The sequence below is a fragment of the Streptococcus pseudopneumoniae genome, assembly GCF_038148955.1.
Classification (GTDB): domain Bacteria; phylum Bacillota; class Bacilli; order Lactobacillales; family Streptococcaceae; genus Streptococcus; species Streptococcus pseudopneumoniae_T.
Map to the genome: position 1 here is coordinate 18,527 of NZ_JBBJZY010000016.1, position 21,789 is coordinate 40,315.

At 40.6% G+C, this 21,789-nt stretch carries 20 protein-coding genes, 1 pseudogene and 1 other annotated feature; of the genes and pseudogenes, 19 read left to right on the forward strand and 2 right to left on the reverse strand.

Annotation, left to right across the window (positions count from 1 at the left end; translation table 11 throughout):
* Positions 1-43: 43 nt before the first annotated feature.
* Together mnmE and WKI23_RS06775 are read right to left on the reverse strand one after the other, a co-directional pair.
* Positions 44-1,417 (reverse strand): tRNA uridine-5-carboxymethylaminomethyl(34) synthesis GTPase MnmE, encoded by a 1,374-nt coding sequence (gene mnmE / locus WKI23_RS06770; protein ID WP_368079382.1) that lies wholly within the window; start codon positions 1,415-1,417, stop codon positions 44-46.
* A 137-nt stretch (positions 1,418-1,554) separates the two neighbouring features.
* Positions 1,555-1,737: a 4-oxalocrotonate tautomerase gene (locus WKI23_RS06775; protein ID WP_001117397.1), complete on the reverse strand. Its 183-nt coding sequence runs from the start codon at positions 1,735-1,737 to the stop codon at positions 1,555-1,557.
* A 123-nt stretch (positions 1,738-1,860) separates the two neighbouring features.
* Between WKI23_RS06775 and WKI23_RS06780 the strand changes: the two genes are divergently transcribed.
* The 19 genes and pseudogenes from WKI23_RS06780 to WKI23_RS06870 all read left to right on the forward strand — a co-directional run bounded on the left by WKI23_RS06780 (position 1,861) and on the right by WKI23_RS06870 (position 21,628).
* Positions 1,861-2,451, forward strand: coding sequence for a thymidine kinase (locus WKI23_RS06780; RefSeq protein ID WP_000068143.1), 591 nt, complete (start codon positions 1,861-1,863; stop codon positions 2,449-2,451).
* Positions 2,448-3,527 carry a peptide chain release factor 1 gene (prfA, locus tag WKI23_RS06785; RefSeq protein ID WP_001028813.1) on the forward strand — a complete coding sequence of 360 codons (1,080 nt, stop codon included), beginning with the start codon at positions 2,448-2,450 and terminating at the stop codon, positions 3,525-3,527. The genes WKI23_RS06780 and prfA overlap by 4 nt, the downstream gene beginning before the upstream one ends.
* A complete protein-coding gene (prmC, locus tag WKI23_RS06790) occupies positions 3,527-4,363 on the forward strand; it encodes a peptide chain release factor N(5)-glutamine methyltransferase (protein WP_368079383.1) in 837 nt (278 codons plus the stop codon). Before prfA ends, prmC begins: the two co-directional genes overlap by 1 nt.
* Complete coding sequence (locus tag WKI23_RS06795; RefSeq protein ID WP_368079384.1) at positions 4,347-4,949, forward strand: L-threonylcarbamoyladenylate synthase; 603 nt, start codon at positions 4,347-4,349, stop codon at positions 4,947-4,949. Before prmC ends, WKI23_RS06795 begins: the two co-directional genes overlap by 17 nt.
* Before the next feature lies 1 nt (position 4,950).
* Entirely contained in the window at positions 4,951-5,382 is a 432-nt protein-coding gene (locus tag WKI23_RS06800) for a GNAT family N-acetyltransferase (RefSeq protein WP_368079385.1), read from the forward strand.
* 62 nt (positions 5,383-5,444) lie between these two features.
* On the forward strand, positions 5,445-6,701 hold the full coding sequence (glyA, locus tag WKI23_RS06805) for a serine hydroxymethyltransferase (protein ID WP_368079386.1): 1,257 nt from the start codon (positions 5,445-5,447) through the stop codon (positions 6,699-6,701).
* A 7-nt stretch (positions 6,702-6,708) separates the two neighbouring features.
* A complete protein-coding gene (locus tag WKI23_RS06810; protein ID WP_049495770.1) occupies positions 6,709-7,683 on the forward strand; it encodes a nucleoid-associated protein in 975 nt (324 codons plus the stop codon).
* Entirely contained in the window at positions 7,683-8,297 is a 615-nt protein-coding gene (gene pmp23 / locus WKI23_RS06815) for a cell wall hydrolase Pmp23 (protein WP_368079387.1), read from the forward strand. Before WKI23_RS06810 ends, pmp23 begins: the two co-directional genes overlap by 1 nt.
* A gap of 73 nt (positions 8,298-8,370) precedes the next feature.
* On the forward strand, positions 8,371-9,345 hold the full coding sequence (locus WKI23_RS06820) for a DUF1002 domain-containing protein (RefSeq protein ID WP_368079388.1): 975 nt from the start codon (positions 8,371-8,373) through the stop codon (positions 9,343-9,345).
* A gap of 73 nt (positions 9,346-9,418) precedes the next feature.
* A complete protein-coding gene (gene rlmD / locus WKI23_RS06825; RefSeq protein WP_368079389.1) occupies positions 9,419-10,774 on the forward strand; it encodes a 23S rRNA (uracil(1939)-C(5))-methyltransferase RlmD in 1,356 nt (451 codons plus the stop codon).
* Positions 10,775-10,835: 61 nt separating this feature from the next.
* A pseudogene (locus WKI23_RS06830) lies at positions 10,836-11,150 on the forward strand (transposase family protein); the annotation flags it as partial.
* A 143-nt stretch (positions 11,151-11,293) separates the two neighbouring features.
* Complete coding sequence (ftsW, locus tag WKI23_RS06835) at positions 11,294-12,517, forward strand: cell division peptidoglycan polymerase FtsW (protein ID WP_112443656.1); 1,224 nt, start codon at positions 11,294-11,296, stop codon at positions 12,515-12,517.
* Between the two features lie 24 nt (positions 12,518-12,541).
* A complete protein-coding gene (gene ppc / locus WKI23_RS06840) occupies positions 12,542-15,238 on the forward strand; it encodes a phosphoenolpyruvate carboxylase (RefSeq protein WP_368079390.1) in 2,697 nt (898 codons plus the stop codon).
* Between the two features lie 69 nt (positions 15,239-15,307).
* Positions 15,308-15,525 (forward strand) — a binding site (T-box leader).
* A gap of 112 nt (positions 15,526-15,637) precedes the next feature.
* A complete protein-coding gene (gene trpX / locus WKI23_RS06845) occupies positions 15,638-16,633 on the forward strand; it encodes a tryptophan ABC transporter substrate-binding protein (RefSeq protein WP_368079391.1) in 996 nt (331 codons plus the stop codon).
* 68 nt (positions 16,634-16,701) lie between these two features.
* Positions 16,702-17,568, forward strand: a complete 867-nt coding sequence (locus WKI23_RS06850) for an ABC transporter permease (protein ID WP_368079392.1) — start codon at positions 16,702-16,704, stop codon at positions 17,566-17,568.
* On the forward strand, positions 17,565-18,323 hold the full coding sequence (locus WKI23_RS06855) for an ABC transporter ATP-binding protein (protein WP_261060257.1): 759 nt from the start codon (positions 17,565-17,567) through the stop codon (positions 18,321-18,323). Before WKI23_RS06850 ends, WKI23_RS06855 begins: the two co-directional genes overlap by 4 nt.
* 89 nt (positions 18,324-18,412) lie before the next feature.
* Positions 18,413-20,173, forward strand: coding sequence for a DNA primase (gene dnaG / locus WKI23_RS06860; protein WP_368079393.1), 1,761 nt, complete (start codon positions 18,413-18,415; stop codon positions 20,171-20,173).
* A 2-nt stretch (positions 20,174-20,175) separates the two neighbouring features.
* Positions 20,176-21,285 (forward strand): RNA polymerase sigma factor RpoD, encoded by a 1,110-nt coding sequence (gene rpoD, locus WKI23_RS06865; protein WP_368079394.1) that lies wholly within the window; start codon positions 20,176-20,178, stop codon positions 21,283-21,285.
* Positions 21,286-21,298: 13 nt separating this feature from the next.
* Complete coding sequence (locus tag WKI23_RS06870) at positions 21,299-21,628, forward strand: metal-sulfur cluster assembly factor (RefSeq protein WP_000331925.1); 330 nt, start codon at positions 21,299-21,301, stop codon at positions 21,626-21,628.
* The last annotated feature ends 161 nt before the right edge of the window (positions 21,629-21,789 follow it).

A 21,789-nucleotide genomic window follows, 5' to 3' on the forward strand; every position in this document is an offset into this window, starting at 1 on the left:
AGACAGTAAAATCCATGACCGCACGAACGATCATGGATTTTTCTTATTTTCCTAAACAGAATTGGCTAAAGAGTTGGGTGATGAGTTCATCAGGAGCAGCATCTCCAGTGATTTCTCCGAGAATTTCCCAAGTACGGGTCAAGTCAACTTGAAGCAAATCAACTGGCATCCCTAGTTCCAGCCCTTCATTAACTGCTTGTAGGCTTTCAACTGCTTTTTCAATCAAGGAAATATGACGGGCATTTGACAAGTAAGTGGCATCTTGCTCAACCAAACCAGCATTTTCAAAGAAGAGGTTGTTGATTCTCTCTTCAATCTTATCGATGTTTTGGTTTTTAAGGACTGAAATGCGGATGACGTCTTCAGGTAGTTCCGAAGTTTCAATCGCTTCAGGCAGGTCGGTTTTATTAAGAAGAATAATACGGTTTGTATCTTGGCTAATCTCAAGAAGTTGTCGGTCTTGGGCAGTTAAGGGCTCGCTAGAGTTTAGTACTAGCAGAACCAAGTCAGCTTCCTTAAGAGCTTTTTTCGAACGCTCAACACCGATTTGTTCCACAATGTCATCTGTTTCACGGATACCAGCTGTATCAATCAATTTGAGAGGAACACCGTTGATGTTGACGTATTCTTCAATGACATCTCGAGTAGTACCAGCAATATCTGTAACGATAGCCTTGTCCTCACGCAAGAGGTTGTTGAGAAGGCTAGATTTCCCAACATTGGGACGGCCGATGATTGCTGTAGAAATTCCTTCCCGAAGGATTTTGCCACGACGGGCTGTCCTAAGGAGATTGGTTAGCAATTGCTCAAATTCCATAGTCTTCTCTCGGACAACAGCAGTAGTGGCTTCCTCAACATCGTCATACTCAGGATAGTCGATATTAACCTCAACTTGGGCAAGTGTGTTAAGGATTTCTTGACGGGTATTGTTAATCAGGTCAGAAAGGGAACCATCTAGTTGTTTGACCGCAATGTTCATGGCCTTGTCTGTCTTAGCACGGATGATGTCCATAACGGCTTCAGCCTGAGTCAAGTCAACACGTCCATTTAGGAAGGCACGTTTGGTAAATTCACCAGGTTCTGCCAACCGAGCTCCTTCACGGATAGCTAGCTGGAGAATCTCATTGGTCACCGCAATCCCACCGTGGGTGTTAATCTCGATAATATCCTCACGAGTGAAGGTCTTTGGAGACTTCATGGCTCCAATCATAACCTCGTCCATGACCTTACCATTTTGAGGGTCAACGATGTGACCGTAGTTAAGGGTATGGCCAGCAACCTGACTCAAGTCTTTTCCTTTAAAAATCTTTTGCGCAATAGCAAAACTTTCTGTTCCGCTCAGGCGGACAATACCAATAGCTCCTTCACCTAATGGAGTAGAGATAGCAGCGATGGTATCAAATTCACGTGTAATCATAATGTTTCCTTTAATAAATAGCTCTTTTATTGGAAATTTTTCCAAGTCTCTTTTCAAATTGTAACAAATTTGAACTATTTCTTCAATGGATGCTACTTGGAGATTGAAAAAGCCTAAGCATTTCTGCTTAAGCTAGCTTATTTGGTGCGCATTTCCCCTTGTGGGAAGTAAGTTCCTTCTGGCATGTCGTTGATGATGACATGGACAGCAGATTGAGGGGCTCCAGTGTTGCGGACAATCGCTTCCGTTACTTCCTTAGCTAGAGCTTTCTTTTGCTCGAGCGTGCGTCCTTCAAATAAATCGATGCGTACAAATGGCATAATAGCTTCCTCCACTAGTTTTTGATTTCTTCTATTTTACCACATTTTGCCGTTTAAAGCTTAAGAAAATTATGATATACTAGAATGTAGCAAAAATTTAGAAATGGACGTGAAGCAAGAAACATGGCACAGTTGTATTATCGTTATGGGACCATGAACTCTGGTAAGACCATTGAGATTCTCAAGGTGGCCTATAACTATGAGGAGCAAGGAAAAGGTGTTGTCATTATGACCTCGGCTCTGGATACACGTGACGGTGTTGGCTATGTATCGAGTCGAATCGGTATGAAACGCCCTGCCCTTGCGATTGAGGAAACGACAGATATCTTTGGCTATATCCGAGACCTACCAGAAAAACCTTACTGTGTTTTGGTAGATGAAGCCCAGTTTCTCAAGCGTCACCATGTTTACGATCTAGCTCGTGTTGTGGACGAGTTAGACATACCTGTCATGGCTTTTGGTTTGAAAAATGACTTTCGTAATGAATTGTTCGAAGGTTCCAAATATCTCTTGCTTTTGGCAGATAAGATTGACGAAATCAAGACCATCTGTCAGTATTGCAAGAAAAAGGCGACCATGGTGTTACGTACTCAAGATGGACTGCCAGTTTATGATGGTGAGCAGATTCAGATTGGTGGCAATGAAACCTATATCTCGGTTTGCCGTAAACATTATTTTGCCCCTGAAATCAATAAGGAGAATGAAGAAAAATGAACATCTATGATCAACTACAAGCTGTAGAAGACCGTTATGAAGAATTAGGAGAATTGCTGAGTGACCCAGATGTAGTGTCTGACACCAAGCGTTTCATGGAACTTTCAAAAGAAGAGGCTTCTACTCGCGATACGGTAACAGCCTACCGTGAGTACAAACAAGTCCTTCAAAACATCGTTGATGCCGAAGAAATGATTAAGGAATCAGGTGAAGACGCTGATTTGGAAGAAATGGCCAAGCAAGAATTAAAAGATGCCAAGGCTGAAAAAGAAGAATACGAAGAAAAACTAAAAATCTTGCTCCTTCCAAAGGATCCAAACGATGACAAAAACATCATCCTTGAAATCCGTGGAGCAGCTGGTGGAGATGAAGCAGCACTTTTCGCTGGGGATTTGCTAACCATGTACCAAAAGTATGCAGAAGCCCAAGGATGGCGTTTTGAAGTCATGGAAGCTTCTATGAATGGTGTCGGTGGTTTCAAAGAAGTGGTTGCCATGGTTTCTGGTCAGTCTGTATACTCTAAGCTTAAGTACGAATCAGGTGCCCACCGTGTGCAACGGGTTCCTGTGACAGAAAGCCAAGGTCGTGTACATACTTCGACAGCGACAGTTCTTGTCATGCCTGAAGTCGAAGAAGTTGAATACGATATCGATCCAAAAGACCTTCGTGTTGACATCTATCACGCCTCTGGTGCTGGTGGACAGAATGTCAATAAGGTTGCTACTGCCGTTCGTATTGTTCACTTACCAACCAATATCAAGGTTGAGATGCAGGAAGAACGTACCCAGCAGAAGAACCGTGAGAAGGCCATGAAAATCATTCGTGCGCGTGTTGCTGACCACTTCGCACAAATTGCACAAGATGAACAAGACGCTGAGCGTAAGTCAACAATCGGTACTGGTGACCGTTCAGAACGAATCCGTACTTACAACTTCCCACAAAACCGTGTCACAGACCACCGTATCGGCTTGACTCTCCAAAAACTAGATACCATTTTGTCTGGTAAATTGGATGAAGTTGTGGATGCCTTGGTGCTCTATGACCAAACACAAAAATTAGAAGAATTAAACAAATAATGAAATTAGCTCAATTATTTTCAGATTTTGAAGAAGAGTTGATAAGACAAGGAGAGGAAGCTGAAAGCCTCTCTTTTGTCTATCGTAGCCTAAAAAATCTCTCTTTTACTGACTTTGTTTTTGCCCTCCAGCAGGAAGTGACGGAAGAGGAAGAAGTATTTGTAAAAGGAATTTTCCAACAGTTAGCAGCTCATAAACCGTCACAGTATATCATTGGACAGGCAGATTTTTATGGAATGCAGTTAAAAGTTGATGAACGAGTTTTGATTCCTCGTCCAGAGACAGAGGAGTTGGTGGAGCTTATCCTAGCTGAAAATCCTGAGACGAATCTTTCAGTTCTGGATATTGGAACAGGTAGTGGAGCTATTGCTCTCGCCTTAGCAAAAAACAGACCAAATTGGTCAGTAACAGCAGCGGATATTTCCCAAGATGCTTTAGATTTAGCTAGCGAAAATGCTAAAAATCAAAATCTTCAAATATTTTTAAAAAAATCTGACTGTTTTACAGAAATTTCTGAAAAATATGATATAATTGTTTCCAATCCACCCTATATCTCTCGTGAAGATGAGTCAGAGGTCGGTTTGAATGTTTTGTATTCGGAGCCTCATCTAGCTCTCTTTGCAGATGAGGATGGCCTAGCTATTTACCGTAGAATTGCGGAAGATGCAAAAGACTATCTCAAAGACGGTGGTAAGATTTACCTTGAAATTGGATACAAGCAAGGTCAAAGTGTTCCTGAACTTTTTAGGAAATATCTTCCTGAAAAGCAAGTACGAACACTCAAGGACCAATTTGGTCAAGATAGGATGGTTGTAGTTGATGATGGACAGGATTAGACAAGAGTTAGAAAATGGTGGAGCTGTCGTTCTGCCTACGGAGACAGTTTACGGTCTCTTTGCCAAGGCTTTAGACGAAAAAGCAGTTGACCATGTTTACCAACTCAAACGTCGCCCTAGAGACAGGGCACTTAATCTCAATGTTGCTTCTTTAGAGGACATCTTGCACTTTTCAAAGAATCAGCCAATTTATCTACAAAAACTTGTAGAGACCTTTTTACCAGGTCCCTTGACCATTATTCTCGAAGCCAATGACCGAGTTCCCTATTGGGTCAATTCTGGTCTCGCGACTGTTGGATTTCGAATGCCCAGTCACCCCGTCACGCTTGATTTGATTAGAGAGACAGGTCCTTTGATTGGGCCGTCTGCCAATATCTCAGGTCAGGCAAGTGGAGTGACCTTTGATCAGATTCTGAAGGATTTTGATCAAGAGGTTCTGGGTCTGGAAGACGATGCTTTTCTAACTGGACAGGATTCTACTATCTTGGATTTGTCTGGAGATAAGGTGAAAATCTTACGCCAAGGGGCCATTAAGCGAGAAGATATTATTGCCCGGTTGCCAGAGATTTCTTTTGAGGAGGCATGAGATGCTAAGAAATTTAAGAGAAACTGATGTGAAAGCCATTTGTAAAATTAACCAAGAGGCTTTGGGCTATTCTTTTAGTCCAGAGGACACGGCTAGTCAACTAGCTAGATTATTTCAGGATTCACATCATTTCCTACTTGCTTATGAGGATGAAGCCAGTCATGTCCTACTTGGATATGTCCACGCTGAGGTCTATGAATCACTTTATTCTAAAGCAGGATTTAATATCTTAGCTTTAGCAGTTTCACCTCAAGCGCAAGGTCAAGGTATTGGTAAAAGCTTATTACAAGGGTTGGAAGAAGAAGCAAAAAGACGTGGGTATGGGTTTATCCGCTTAAACTCTGCCGATCATCGTCTGGGGGCTCATGCATTTTATGAAAAAGTTGGTTATACTTGTGATAAAATGCAGAAACGGTTTATTCGCATCTTTTAGTTTGATTTTCTAATAAGAAAATTTAACTAATGGACTAGTCACACAATAAAAGGAGAAGACCTATGATTTTTGACAAAGATGATTTTAAAGCATATGATGCTGATCTCTGGAATGCTATTGCCAAAGAAGAAGAACGCCAACAAAACAACATTGAGTTGATTGCTTCGGAAAACGTAGTTTCCAAGGCTGTTATGGCAGCTCAAGGGTCTATCTTGACGAATAAATACGCTGAAGGTTACCCAGGCCGTCGTTACTATGGTGGAACTGATGTGGTAGACGTTGTAGAGACTCTAGCCATTGAACGTGCAAAAGAAATTTTCGGCGCTAAGTTTGCCAATGTACAACCTCACTCAGGAAGCCAGGCCAACTGTGCGGCTTACATGGCCTTGATTGAACCAGGTGATACTGTTATGGGGATGGATTTGGCAGCAGGTGGACACTTGACCCACGGAGCTCCAGTTAGCTTCTCAGGTCAAACCTACAACTTTGTTTCTTACAGTGTTGACCCTGAAACGGAACTCTTGGATTTTGATGCTATCTTGAAACAAGCCCAAGAAGTAAAACCCAAATTGATCGTAGCAGGTGCTTCAGCCTATTCTCAAATTATCGACTTTTCAAAATTCCGTGAAATTGCGGACGCTGTTGGGGCTAAACTTATGGTAGATATGGCTCATATCGCTGGTTTGGTTGCTGCTGGTCTTCACCCAAGCCCAGTGCCATACGCTCATATCACGACAACAACGACCCACAAAACCCTTCGTGGCCCTCGTGGTGGTTTGATTTTGACTAATGACGAAGAACTTGCCAAGAAAATCAATTCAGCTATTTTCCCAGGTATTCAAGGTGGTCCTTTGGAGCACGTTGTGGCTGCTAAGGCTGTTTCTTTCAAAGAAGTTTTGGATCCAGCCTTCAAGGAATATGCTGCTAATGTAATCAAGAACAGTAAGGCTATGGCAGATGTATTCTTGCAAGACCCTGATTTCCGTATCATTTCTGGCGGAACTGAAAACCACCTCTTCCTAGTGGATGTGACTAAGGTTGTAGAAAACGGAAAAGTTGCTCAAAACTTGCTGGATGAAGTCAATATTACCCTAAATAAAAACTCAATTCCTTACGAAACCTTATCACCGTTCAAGACAAGTGGGATTCGTATCGGATCTGCAGCCATTACTGCGCGTGGATTTGGTGAAGAAGAGAGTCGCAAAGTGGCTGAATTGATCATTAAAACCCTTAAAAATGCAGAAAATGAAGCTGTCTTAGAAGAAGTGAGAAGTGAAGTCAAAGCATTAACAGATGCCTTCCCACTATACGAGGACTAAAATTTTTATGGACATTTATATTAAGAAAGCCATTATCCATCAGTTCAGTCCGGATGATACCGAGCTGTTCTTGGCGGATAAGTTTCTCAATATCACTCCAAAAATCGAAGAATACCTGCGTAAAAAAATTGAACGTGTGTATTCAGATGAAGCCAAGACTGGGATTTTCGAAGAAGAAAATCCCTTCTTCAATCACATCACGGACGATTTGTTGGAGACATCAGTAACACTGGCTAATCTCTGGAAAGAAGAGTTCAGCATTTCTGAAAATCTCAAGACCAATGACTTAATTTTTGTGCAATTTTCTAAAGAAGGCGTTGAGCATTTCGCTTTCTTGCGAATTGCCCTTCGTGAGACCTTGACCCACCTCGGTGGAGAAGTTGATAATCCAATCAAGCTGACTCAGAATAACCTGCCTGGATTTGGAACGGGTGCTGATGAGGCCTTAGTGGTTAATCTTCAGAGCCGTAAGTACCATCTGATTGAAAAACGTATCAAGTACAACGGGACTTTCTTGAACTATTTTTCAGATAATCTTCTAGCCGTTGCCCCTAAGATTTCACCCAAGAAATCCATCAAGGAACTGGAAAAGACAGCCCAGAGAATTGCTGAAACTTTTAACACAGATGATTTTCAATTTCAATCCAAGGTCAAATCAGCTATTTTTAATAACCTAGAAGAAAGCAATGAATTGTCACCTGAAAAATTGGCCAATGACCTTTTTGACAACAATCTGACGGCTCGTTTGAGCTTTATTGACCAAGTTAAGGAAGCCGTACCAGAGCCAGTTCAGTTTGATGAAATTGATGCCAGTCGCCAATTAAAGAAATTTGAAAACCAAAAACTTTCCTTGTCAAATGGAATTGAGCTCATCGTTCCCAATAACGTCTATCAAGACGCCGAGTCTGTTGAGTTTATCCAAAATGATAATGGAACCTACTCTATCTTAATCAAAAATATCGAGGATATTCAAAGTAAATAATGTTTAAACGAATTCGAAGAGTGCTTGTACTAGCAGTCTTCCTTTTTGCTGGCTATAAAGCTTACCGCGTTCACCAAGATGTCAAGCAAGTCATGACCTATCAACCCATGGTGCGCGAAATCTTGAGTGAAAAAGACACCCCAGCAAACGAAGAGCTTGTGCTCGCTATGATTTATACAGAAACAAAAGGAAAAGAAGGCGATGTCATGCAGTCTAGTGAGTCTGCAAGTGGTTCCACCAACACTATCAATGATAATGCCTCCAGCATTCGGCAAGGCGTGCAAACTCTGACAGACAATCTCTATCTGGCCCAGAAAAAGGACGTTGATGTTTGGACGGCTGTGCAAGCCTATAATTTTGGACCTGCCTATATCGATTTTATCGCCCAAAATGGCAAGGAAAATACCATAGCACTGGCCAAACAGTATTCTCGTGATACGGTTGCTCCCTTGCTTGGCAATACCACTGGAAAGACTTATAGTTATATTCACCCCATTTCCATTTTTCACGGTGCTGAACTCTATGTAAATGGAGGAAACTATTACTATTCTAGACAGGTGCAACTCAACCTTTATATCATCAAATGTTTCACTCTCTTTTCGACATCTGGCTAGTCCAGGTGTTTTTGCTATAAGTTTTCTTTAAGATAGATATATTACTCTAGAAAGGTAAAGGAGGGAATTCCCTATGAGAAAGAAACTCTTTCTGACCAGTGCTGCGGTCTTGTGGGCACTAACAGCTATGAGTAGCGCCCATGCAGCAACAGATGTGCAAAAAGTTATCGATGAAACCTATGTCCAACCTGAATATGTCCTAGGTTCATCATTGTCAGAAGACCAAAAAAATCAAACATTAAAAAAACTAGGCTACAATGCCTCAACAGACACCAAAGAACTCAAGACCATGACACCTGATGTCTATTCTAAAATCATGAATGTAGCAAATGACTCTAGCTTACAACTGTATTCATCAGCCAAGATTCAAAAGCTGGGTGACAAGTCGCCCCTTGAGGTCAAGATTGAAACACCAGAAAACATCACTAAGGTGACGCAGGATATGTACCGCAATGCGGCCGTAACTTTGGGTGTGGAACACGCCAAAATCACTGTAGCAGCACCTATTCCAGTTACAGGTGAGAGTGCCTTAGCCGGGATTTACTATTCGCTGGAAGCTAATGGAGCCAAGGTGCCACAAGCCAACAAAGATTTGGCTCAAGAAGAGTTGAAGGCTTTGTCCGATATCAATGCTGAAAATAAGGACAAATCAGGCTATGATGCTAATAAATTAAACGTTGCCCTAGCCGATATTAAGTCAGGACTTGCCAAAGCTAAAGAAAGCAAGGGAAATCTGACAGAGGAAGATGTCCGTAAAATCGTTGAAGATACCTTGAAAAATTACAAACTTGATCAGGTCATAACAGGAAACCAGATCAATATCATCATCAATTTTGCATTGAATCTCTCAAAGAGTGATATCCTCAGCAATACAGACTTCACTAAAACCCTGAATGACCTTAAACAAAGTATTGTTTCACAAGCTGGAGACAGTTTTAAAAATATTAACCTTAACTTTGATGCTGATAAGGCGCTAGAGGATGGGGGTAACTTCTTAAGTTCTCTCTGGCAAGCCATTGTCAACTTCTTCAAGAGTTTTGGTTCTTAAGAAAAATCATGGTATAATAGATGGTAACCGTAACGTTGCCGTCTTTTTTGTCGGCCAATAGAAAGAGAATAAAATGTTAAAGAAAAATGATATTGTAGAAGTTGAAATTGTTGATTTGACCCACGAAGGGGCCGGGGTGGCCAAGGTGGATGGTTTGGTATTTTTTGTAGAGAATGCTTTACCGAGTGAAAAAATCCTCATGCGAGTCCTCAAGGTTAATAAAAAGATTGGCTTTGGTAAAGTTGAAAAAAACCTTGTCCAGTCGCCACACCGTAATCAAGATCTAGATCTGGCTTACCTGCGTTCAGGAATTGCTGATTTGGGTCATCTTGCTTATCCTGAACAGCTCAAGTTTAAAACCAAGCAGGTCAAAGATAGTCTCTACAAGATTGCTGGAATTACAGATGTAGAGGTTACTGAAACCCTTGGTATGGAAAATCCAGTTAAGTATCGTAACAAGGCGCAGGTGCCTGTTCGTCGAGTAAATGGTATCTTGGAAACTGGCTTTTTCCGTAAGAATTCGCATGACCTCATGCCGCTTGAAGATTTCTTTATCCAAGATCCTGTGATTGACGAGGTAGTGGTAGCCCTACGCGACTTGCTTCGCCGTTATGATTTGAAACCTTATGACGAAAAGGAACAATCTGGCTTGGTTCGGAACCTTGTGGTGCGTCGTGGCCACTACTCAGGACAAATCATGGTGATTTTGGTAACCACTCGTCCTAAAATTTTTCGTGTGGAACAATTGATTGAACAACTAATCAAGCAGTTCCCAGAGATTGTGTCTGTTATGCAAAATATCAATGACCAGAATACCAATGCGATTTTTGGTAAGGAGTGGAAAACTCTTCATGGTCAAGACTATATTACCGACCAAATGTTGGGAAATGACTACCAAATCGCTGGTCCAGCCTTTTATCAAGTCAATACAGAAATGGCTGAAAAACTCTATCAAACAGCCATTGACTTTGCTGAATTAAAAGAAGATGATGTGGTTATTGATGCCTACTCAGGAATTGGAACTATTGGACTCTCTGTTGCGAAATATGTCAAGGAGGTTTATGGTGTTGAAGTAATTCCAGAGGCTGTTGAGAATAGCGAGAAGAATGCTCAACTGAACAATATTTCAAACGCCCACTATGTCTGTGACACAGCTGAAAATGCTATGAATACTTGGCTTAAAGATGGAATTCAACCAACCCTTATCTTGGTTGATCCTCCACGCAAGGGCTTAACCGAAAGCTTTATCAAAGCAAGCGCCCAAACAGGAGCTGATCGCATTGCCTATATCTCATGTAATGTCGCTACTATGGCGCGTGATATCAAACTCTATCAAGAATTGGGATATCGGTTGAAGAAAGTCCAGCCAGTGGATTTATTTCCTCAGACGCATCATGTTGAGTGTGTAGTGTTGCTTGAAAAAGCGTAAACACCTTGGAACGAAAGGGATAATAGACTTTCTGCGAAACAAAATATAATACAATAAAACTATGAATTCTGAAGCAAGTAAGCAATTAAGCGATAGCCGTTTCAAGAGCCTTGTAGGTGTTCAGCGCACGACTTTTGAAGAGATGTTAGCTGTGTTAAAAACAGCTTATCAACGTAAACGCGCAAAAGGTGGACGAAAACCCAAATTAAGCCTAGACGATCTCCTCATGGTAACTATTCAATACATGCGAGAGTAGCGCACTTATGAACAAATTGCGGCTGATTTTGCCATTCACGAAAGCAACTTAATTAGTCGGAGTCAATGGGTTGAAGCAACTCTTATTCAAAATGGTTTTACGATTTCAAATTCTGCCTTAATTCTGTAAAAACAGTAAAATTCGAAGGATTGTAAGGTAAGAGTTTTTTTCTTTCTGAAAAAATGGTATAATAGCAATCAAAACTAGAAAATAAAACGGAATTTGGAACAGATTTGTCTGTATCCTAGTAGAGTGGTGATACTATGAAGATTAGTAAGAGGCACTTATTAAATTATTCCATCTTGATTCCCTACTTGCTTTTATCTATTTTGGGCTTGATTGTGGTCTATTCGACCACCAGCGCTATTTTAATTGAAGAAGGCAAGAGCGCCTTGCAATTGGTTCGAAACCAAGGAATCTTTTGGATTGTTAGTTTAATACTGATTGCCTTAATTTATAAATTGAGACTAGATTTTTTGAGAAATGAGCGACTAATCATTTTAGTTATCTTGATAGAAATGGTTTTATTGTTCTTGGCTCGTTTTATTGGTATTTCCGTAAACGGGGCATACGGTTGGATTTCGGTTGCAGGAGTAACTATTCAGCCAGCTGAGTACTTAAAAATCATTATTATTTGGTATTTGGCTCACCGATTTTCCAAACAGCAAGAAGAAATAGCTATTTATGATTTTCAAGTTTTGACTCAAAATCAATGGCTTCCCCGTGCTTTTAATGACTGGCGCTTCGTTCTTCTAGTTCTGATTGGAAGTTTGGGAATTTTCCCTGATTTAGGAAATGCGACTATCTTAGTCTTAGTTTCCTTGATTATGTATACAGTTAGTGGAATCGCTTATCGCTGGTTTTCAACCATTCTGGCGCTCGTATCTGCTGCTTCTGTCTTTGTCTTGACCACTATCAGTCTAATCGGTGTTGAGACCTTTTCGAAAATTCCAGTATTTGGCTATGTAGCCAAGCGCTTTAGTGCCTTTTTTAATCCTTTTGCCGATCGTGCTGATGCAGGTCACCAGTTATCTAATTCTTATTTTGCCATGGTCAATGGCGGTTGGTTTGGTCTAGGTCTTGGAAACTCGATTGAAAAACGAGGTTATTTACCAGAAGCTCATACAGACTTTGTCTTTTCTATCGTGATTGAAGAATTTGGCTTTGTTGGTGCCAGTCTGATTTTAGCTCTCTTGTTTTTCATGATTTTGCGGATTATCTTGGTCGGTATCCGGGCGGAGAATCCTTTTAATGCCATGGTTGCACTCGGTGTCGGAGGGATGATGTTGGTTCAGGTATTTGTCAATATCGGAGGTATTTCGGGCTTGATTCCATCTACAGGAGTAACCTTCCCCTTCTTATCCCAGGGTGGAAATAGTCTTCTAGTCTTATCAGTGGCAGTGGCCTTTGTCTTAAATATTGACGCCAGTGAAAAACGCGCGAAGTTGTACCGAGAATTGGAAAATCAAACAATGAACCTTCTGTGAAGTAGAATAAAGAAAGGATAGTCTATGTCTCTTCAAAAATTAGAAAATTATAGTAATAAAAGTGTTGTGCAAGAAGAAGTCTTGATTCTAACAGAATTGCTGGAAGATATCACTAAAAATATGCTTGCCCCAGAGACCTTTGAAAAAATCATGCAGTTGAAAGAATTGTCAACTCAAGAAGATTATCAAGGTCTAAACCGTCTAGTGACTAGCTTATCAAATGATGAAATGGTTTATATTTCACGCTATTTCTCTATCTTGCCTCTTTTGATTAATATTTCAGAGGATGTGGATTTAGCTTATGAAATCAATCATCAAAATAATATTGATCAGGACTATTTAGGTAAATTATCTACAACGATCAAAATGGTTGCTGAAAAAGAAAATGCCGTTGAGATCCTAGAACACTTGAATGTTGTCCCTGTTTTGACAGCCCATCCAACACAAGTGCAACGCAAAAGTATGTTGGATTTAACAAATCATATTCATAGTCTTTTGCGTAAATACCGTGATGTTAAGTTGGGGTTGATCAATAAAGAAAAATGGCACAATGATTTGCGCCGTTATATCGAAATTATCATGCAGACAGACATGATTCGTGAGAAAAAATTAAAAGTGACTAACGAAATCACGAATGCTATGGAATATTACAACAGCTCCTTTTTGAAAGCTGTACCTCACTTGACGACGGAGTATAAGCGCTTAGCGCAAGCCCATGGATTGAATTTAAAACAGGCTAAACCGATCACCATGGGAATGTGGATTGGTGGAGACCGTGATGGGAATCCCTTTGTTACAGCAGAGACCTTGAAACAGTCTGCACTTACTCAGTGTGAAGTCATCATGAACTATTATGATGAAAAGATTTACCAACTTTATCGTGAATTTTCTCTTTCAACTAGCATTGTCAATGTCAGCAAGCAAGTCAGAGAAATGGCTCGTCAGTCTAAGGATAATTCGATTTACCGCGAAAAAGAGCTTTACCGTCGTGCCTTGTTTGATATTCAATCAAAAATTCAGGCAACTAAAACCTATCTGATTGAGGATAAGGAAGTTGGGCCTCGTTATGAAACAGCCAATGATTTTTACAAGGATTTGATTGCCATTCGAGATTCTCTACTAGAAAATAAGGGAGAGTCCTTGATTTCAGGTGATTTTGTTGAATTACTGCAAGCAGTAGAGATATTTGGTTTTTACCTAGCATCAATTGATATGCGACAAGACTCTAGCGTCTATGAAGCCTGTGTGGCAGAACTCTTGAAATCAGCAGGAATTCATTCTCGCTATAGCGAGTTGAGCGAAGAAGAAAAGTGTGACCTTCTCTTGAAAGAATTAGAAGAAGATCCCCGAATTCTTTCTGCGACTCACGCAGAAAAATCAGAATTATTAGCAAAAGAACTAGCTATTTTTAAGACGGCTCGTGTTTTGAAAGATAAGTTGGGAGATGATGTCATCCGTCAGACCATCATTTCACATGCAACCAGCCTTTCTGATATGCTAGAATTAGCTATTCTATTAAAAGAAGTAGGACTGGTGGATACGGAAAGGGCGCGTGTTCAGATTGTTCCCCTTTTTGAAACAATTGAAGACTTGGATCATTCAGAGGAAACAATGAGACAATATCTTTCTCTTAGCCTTGCCAAAAAATGGATTGCCTCACGCAATAACTACCAAGAAATCATGCTTGGCTACTCTGACAGTAATAAAGATGGCGGTTACTTGTCATCATGTTGGACCCTCTACAAGGCTCAACAACAATTGACTGCTATTGGAGATGAATTTGGCGTTAAGGTTACCTTCTTCCATGGTCGTGGTGGTACTGTCGGTCGTGGTGGTGGACCAACCTATGAAGCTATCACATCTCAACCGCTCAAGTCTATCAAGGATCGTATCCGCTTGACGGAGCAAGGAGAAGTAATTGGCAATAAATACGGTAACAAAGATGCTGCCTACTATAACCTTGAAATGCTAGTATCGGCAGCTATTAACCGTATGATTACGCAGAAGAAGAGCGATACCAATACCTCAAATCGTTATGAAGCCATTATGGATCAAGTAGTGGATCGTAGTTACGATATCTACCGTGATTTGGTCTTTGGTAATGAGCATTTCTATGATTATTTCTTCGAGTCAAGTCCAATCAAGGCTATTTCAAGTTTTAATATTGGTTCTCGTCCAGCCGCTCGTAAGACAATTACTGAAATCGGTGGTTTGCGTGCCATCCCTTGGGTATTTTCATGGTCACAGAGTCGTGTTATGTTCCCTGGATGGTACGGGGTTGGTTCAAGCTTCAAGGAATTTATTGATAAAAATCCAGAAAATATCGCTATCCTACGAGATATGTACCAAAATTGGCCTTTCTTCCAATCGCTTCTTTCAAATGTTGATATGGTCTTGTCAAAATCAAATATGAATATTGCTTTTGAATATGCTAAACTTTGTGAAGACGAGCAAGTTAAGGCCATCTATGAGACTATTTTAAATGAATGGCAAGTTACTAAGAACGTTATCTTGGCTATCGAAGGACATGACGAACTCTTAGCTGACAATCCATATCTAAAAGCGAGTCTGGATTACCGTATGCCTTACTTTAATATTCTCAACTATATTCAGTTGGAATTGATTAAACGACAACGTCGAGGAGAATTGTCCAGTGATCAAGAACGATTGATTCATATCACCATCAACGGAATTGCGACAGGATTGCGTAATTCAGGTTAATCATTTTCAAAAGTGAAGATGAAAAAAATTCTAATAGACTATTGACAAGTAGTTTAAAAATGATATAATTTAACCATTCAGAAAAGTAATCGTACAAGCTTTCAAGAGAGTCTGTGGTAGCTGAAAACAGATAAGTGGCGATGATGAAAATTGGGCTGAATGTTATTTAGAATTTGAAATCATAAAAATTCGGTGAGCACACCTTACAGTGCATCTCGTTATTGCGAGACAGAGCGATAGGAAAATTTCCTATAATTGAGGTGGTACCGCGCATCGACGTCCTCACACAAGTTTTTTGTGTGAGGATTTTTTTGATGGAGGTTAGTATGGAAAGAAAACGATGGCGTCGCTTGTTTAGATAAGTGAAGTATTTTAAAGGAATAAAAAAGGAGAAATAGAATGAAAAATAAACGTTTAATTGGAATTATCGCTGCATTAGCAGTCTTAGTAGCAGGAAACTTGATTTACTCTTCAATGAATAAACCAGAAGCTAAGAATGAAAAGAAAGTTGCCAAAGTTGGTATCCTTCAGTTTGTGAGCCATCCATCTCTTGACTTGATTTATAAAGGGATTCAAGATGGACTTGCAGAAGAAGGTTATAAAGATGATCAGTTGAAGATTGACTTTATGAACTCAGAAGGTGACCAAAGTAAGGTTGCGACAATGAGTAAACAGTTGGTTGCAAATGGGAATGACCTTGTGGTTGGTATTGCAACACCAGCTGCTCAAGGATTGGCTAGTGCAACAAAAGACCTACCAGTTATCATGGCTGCTATTACAGACCCAATTGGTGCTAACTTGGTTAAAGATTTGAAAAAACCAGGTGGCAACATTACAGGGGTATCTGACCACAATCCAGCTCAACAACAAGTTGAACTCATCAAGGCTCTGACACCGAATGTGAAAACAATCGGAGCTCTTTACTCAAGCAGCGAAGATAATTCAAAAACACAGGTCGAAGAATTTAAGGCTTATGCTGAAAAAGCAGGTCTGACAGTGGAAACATTTGCAGTTCCTTCAACAAATGAAATTGCCTCAACTGTCACTGTTATGACTAGCAAGGTAGATGCTATTTGGGTTCCAATTGATAACACCATTGCATCAGGATTTCCAACGGTTGTCTCTAGCAATCAAAGTTCTAAGAAACCAATTTATCCAAGTGCGACAGCTATGGTAGAAGTAGGTGGTTTGGCATCCGTTGTAGTTGACCAACATGACCTTGGTGTGGCAACTGGAAAAATGATTGCGCAAGTCTTGAAAGGTGCAAAACCAGCTGATACACCAGTCAATGTCTTTTCAACTGGTAAATCAGTAATCAATAAAAAATTGGCACAAGAACTAGGTATTACTATTCCTGAGTCTGTTCTCAAAGAAGCAGGACAAGTCATCGAATAAATAAGGTAGGGAGGAGGAGACTCTTCCCATTTTTTAAAAAGATGAATATAGAAAGGATTAAATAAAATATGATTGTATCTATTATTTCTCAAGGATTTGTCTGGGCTATTCTAGGTCTGGGAATCTTTATGACATTTAGGATTTTAAACTTTCCAGATATGACGACAGAAGGTTCCTTCCCTCTTGGGGGAGCTGTTGCTGTCACTCTGATAACCAAAGGCGTGAACCCTTTTTTAGCGACACTGCTTGCTGTAGGAGCAGGTTGTTTGGCTGGAATGGCAGCAGGCCTTCTTTATACAAAAGGGAAGATTCCAACCTTGCTCTCAGGGATTTTGGTGATGACTTCTTGTCACTCTATCATGCTTTTGATTATGGGACGTGCGAATTTAGGTTTGCTTGGAACCAAGCAAATTCAGGATGTTTTGCCTTTTGATTCGGATTTGAATCAACTTTTGACAGGTCTTATCTTTGTCAGTCTTGTCATTGCTCTCATGCTCTTTTTCTTGGACACCAAACTCGGACAAGCCTATATTGCTACAGGTGACAATCCTGATATGGCTAGAAGTTTCGGGATTCATACTGGACGCATGGAGCTCATGGGCTTGGTCTTATCAAATGGTGTGATTGCCCTTGCAGGCGCTCTCATTGCCCAGCAAGAAGGGTATGCTGATGTATCTCGAGGAATCGGGGTTATCGTTGTGGGGCTTGCAAGTTTGATTATTGGAGAAGTTATCTTTAAGAGTTTGAGCTTGGCAGAACGTCTGGTTACCATCGTTGTAGGTTCTATCGCTTATCAATTCTTAGTGTGGGCAGTTATTGCGCTTGGCTTTAATACAAGTTACCTTCGTTTGTACAGCGCCGTGATTTTAGCAGTCTGCCTCATGATTCCAACATTTAAGCAAACAATCTTGAAAGGAGCCAAATTAAGCAAATGACAGCAATTGTAGAATTAAAAAATGCAACCAAAGTCGTTAAAAATGGCTTTGATGAAGAAAAGATTATTTTAAATGATGTTTCCTTAGAAATTTTTGAACAGGATTTTATCACGATTTTGGGTGGAAATGGTGCTGGTAAATCAACTCTTTTTAACACTATTGCAGGAACCTTATCACTAACCAGTGGGACAATTCGTATCTTGGGTGAAGATGTTACCAAGTTTTCACCCGAGAAGCGTGCCAAGTATCTGTCTCGTGTTTTCCAAGATCCTAAGATGGGGACAGCTCCTCGTATGACGGTGGCTGAAAATCTTTTGATTGCTAAGTTCCGTGGTGAAAAGCGAGGACTCTTTCCAAGACGTCTGGCTAGCTACAAGGATGAATTTCAGACAACCATTGAAAAAGTGGGAAACGGTCTTGAGAAACATTTGAATACACCAATTGAGTTCTTATCCGGTGGACAAAGACAGGCTTTGAGTCTCTTGATGGCAACCTTGAAACGTCCTGAATTACTCTTGCTAGATGAGCATACTGCAGCCCTTGATCCAAAGACCAGTGTGGCCCTCATGGAATTGACAGATGAATTTGTCAAGAAAGATCAGTTGACAGCACTTATGATTACCCACCATATGGAAGATGCTCTCAAATATGGCAATCGTTTGATTGTCATGAAAGAAGGACGAATTATCCAAGATTTGAACCAAGAAGAAAAAGCAAAAATGAAAATCTCTGATTATTATCAACTCTTTGAATAAAGTAGGGAAAATGAGTGAAATGGTTTACTTTTTTTCTGAAATAAAGTATACTATATAAAGTAAACTATGATAACATGGAGGTATTGTGTATGGTTGACAAACAAGTCATTGAAGAAATCAAAAACAATGCCAACATTGTAGAAGTCATAGGAGATGTGATTTCTTTACAAAAGGCAGGACGGAACTATCTAGGGCTCTGTCCTTTTCATGGTGAAAAAACACCTTCTTTCAACGTTGTAGAGGACAAGCAGTTTTATCACTGTTTTGGTTGTGGTCGCTCAGGTGATGTCTTTAAGTTCATCGAGGAGTACCAAGGGGTTCCCTTTATGGAGGCTGTCCAAATCTTAGGTCAGCGTGTTGGGATAGAGGTGGAAAAACCGCTTTATAGTGAGCAGAAGCCCGCCTCCCCCCACCAAGTTCTTTATGATATGCACGAAGATGCTGCCAAATTTTATCATGCTATTCTCATGACAACGACCATGGGGGAAGAGGCCAGAAATTATCTCTATCAGCGTGGTTTGACAGATGAAGTCCTCAAACATTTTCGGATTGGTTTAGCACCTCCAGAACGAAACTATCTCTATCAACGTTTGTCTGGTCAGTATCGTGAAGAGGATTTCCTGGATTCAGGATTATTTTACCTCTCAGATGCCAATCAATTTGTAGATACCTTTCACAATCGGATTATGTTTCCCTTGACCAATGATCAGGGAAAGGTCATTGCCTTCTCAGGTCGTATCTGGCAGAAAACGGATTCACAAACTTCTAAGTATAAAAATAGCCGATCGACTGCAATTTTTAACAAAAGTTACGAATTATATCATATGGATAGGGCAAAAAAATCTTCTGGTAAAACCAGTGAGATTTACCTCATGGAAGGGTTCATGGATGTCATTGCAGCCTATCGGGCTGGGATCGAAAATGCTGTGGCGTCTATGGGTACGGCCTTGAGTCGTGAGCATGTTGAACATCTGAAAAGGTTAACCAAGAAGTTGGTTCTTGTTTACGATGGAGATAAGGCTGGACAAGCTGCGACATTGAAAGCCTTGGATGAAATTAGCGATATGCCTGTGCAAATCGTTAGTATGCCTGATAACTTGGATCCAGATGAGTATCTACAAAAAAATGGACCAGAAGACTTGGCCTATCTATTAACGAAAACTCGTATTAGTCCGATTGAGTTTTACATTCACCAGTACAAGCCTGAAAATAGTGAAAATCTGCAGGCTCAGATTGAGTTTATTGAAAAAATAGCTCCCTTGATTGTTCAAGAAAAGTCTATCACTGCTCAAAACAGTTATATTCATATTTTAGCTGACAGTCTGGCATCCTTTGATTATGCCCAGATTGAGCAGATTGTTAATGAAAGCCGTCAGGCACAAAGGCAGAATCGCATGGAAGGAATTTCCAGACCGACGCCAATCACCATGCCTGTCACCAAGCAGTTATCGGCTATTATGAGGGCAGAAGCTCATCTACTTTATCGAATGATGGAATCTCCTCTTGTTTTGAACGATTACCGTTTGAGAGAAGACTTTGCATTTGACACACCTGAATTTCAGGTCTTATATGACTTGCTTGGTCAGTATGGCAATCTTCCTCCCGAAGTTTTAGCAGAACAGACAGAGGAAGTTGAAAGAGCTTGGTACCAAGTCTTAGATCAGGATTTGCCTGCTGAGATGTCACCTCAGGAACTTAGTGAAGTAGAAATGACTCGAAACAAGGCTCTCTTGAATCAGGACAATATGAGAATCAAAAAGAAGGTGCAGGAAGCTAGCCATGTAGGAGATACAGACACAGCCCTAGAAGAATTGGAACGTTTAATTTCCCAAAAGAGAAGAATGGAGTAATAATGGCAACAAAACAAAAAGAAGTAACAACATTTGACGTACAAGTAGCAGAATTTATCCGTAATCATAAGCAAAAAGGGACAGCAACAGACGATGAAATCAATACTAGTCTTGTCGTTCCTTTTACCTTGGACGCTGATGGAATTGAAGATCTCTTGCAACGGATTCAGGATGCAGGGATTTCTATCACAGATAACGAAGGAAATCCAAGTGCGCGTGTTCTTAGTGCTGAAGAAGAACCAGAACTCAGCGATGAGGACTTGATTGGGTCAACTTCGGCTAAGGTCAACGACCCTGTTCGTATGTACTTGAAAGAAATCGGAGTCGTTCCTCTCTTGACCAATGAAGAGGAAAAAGAATTGGCACTAGCTGTTGAAGCTGGTGATATCGAAGCCAAACAACGTCTTGCGGAAGCCAACCTTCGTTTGGTTGTTTCTATTGCTAAACGCTATGTCGGCCGTGGTATGCAGTTCCTTGACTTGATTCAAGAAGGGAACATGGGCTTGATGAAGGCGGTTGACAAGTTTGACTATTCTAAAGGATTCAAGTTTTCAACTTACGCAACTTGGTGGATTCGTCAGGCTATCACTCGTGCTATTGCGGATCAAGCTCGTACTATCCGTATCCCAGTTCACATGGTTGAAACCATCAATAAATTGGTTCGTGAACAACGTAATCTCCTTCAAGAATTGGGACAAGATCCAACACCAGAACAAATCGCTGAACGAATGGATATGACACCTGATAAGGTTCGTGAAATCTTGAAGATTGCACAAGAACCGGTATCCCTTGAAACTCCTATTGGTGAAGAGGATGATAGCCACCTTGGGGACTTTATTGAAGATGAAGTGATTGAAAATCCAGTTGATTATACAACTCGTATCGTCTTGCGTGAGCAGTTGGATGAGGTCTTGGATACTCTTACAGACCGTGAAGAAAATGTTCTACGTCTGCGCTTTGGGCTTGATGATGGGAAAATGCGCACTCTTGAAGATGTTGGTAAAGTCTTTAACGTGACTCGTGAGCGTATCCGTCAGATTGAGGCTAAAGCTTTGAGAAAACTACGCCAACCAAGTCGCAGCAAACCGCTTCGTGATTTTATTGAAGACTAAGAGTGAGGAAAATATGGCTTATACAGAAGAGCAAATTGAAAATATCAAAACACGAATTTTATCAGCCTTAGAAGAAGTCATCGACCCTGAGTTGGGAATCGATATTGTCAATCTTGGTTTGATTTATGAGATTCGTTTTGACGGCGACACAGGGCAAACAGAGATTGATATGACTTTGACAACTATGGGTTGTCCCCTAGCAGACCTTTTGACAGACCAGATTTATGATGCCATGACAGAGGTGCCAGAAGTAACGGATACTGAGGTCAAATTAGTCTGGTATCCGGCCTGGACAGTTGAAAAAATGAGTCGCTATGCACGCATTGCCCTAGGCATTAAGTAAACATATAAAAGCATGTGAGAGACCGTTGGAAAAGTGAGGAAATTTCCCCCTCTTTTCCGTAAATTCCCAAACTAACTTCCACCGCTAGTAGAAGTGGAAGTTAGTCTGATAAAAATCCTAAAAACCAGTGGAAATACGTGTCAGGGTAAGTTCCACTGGTT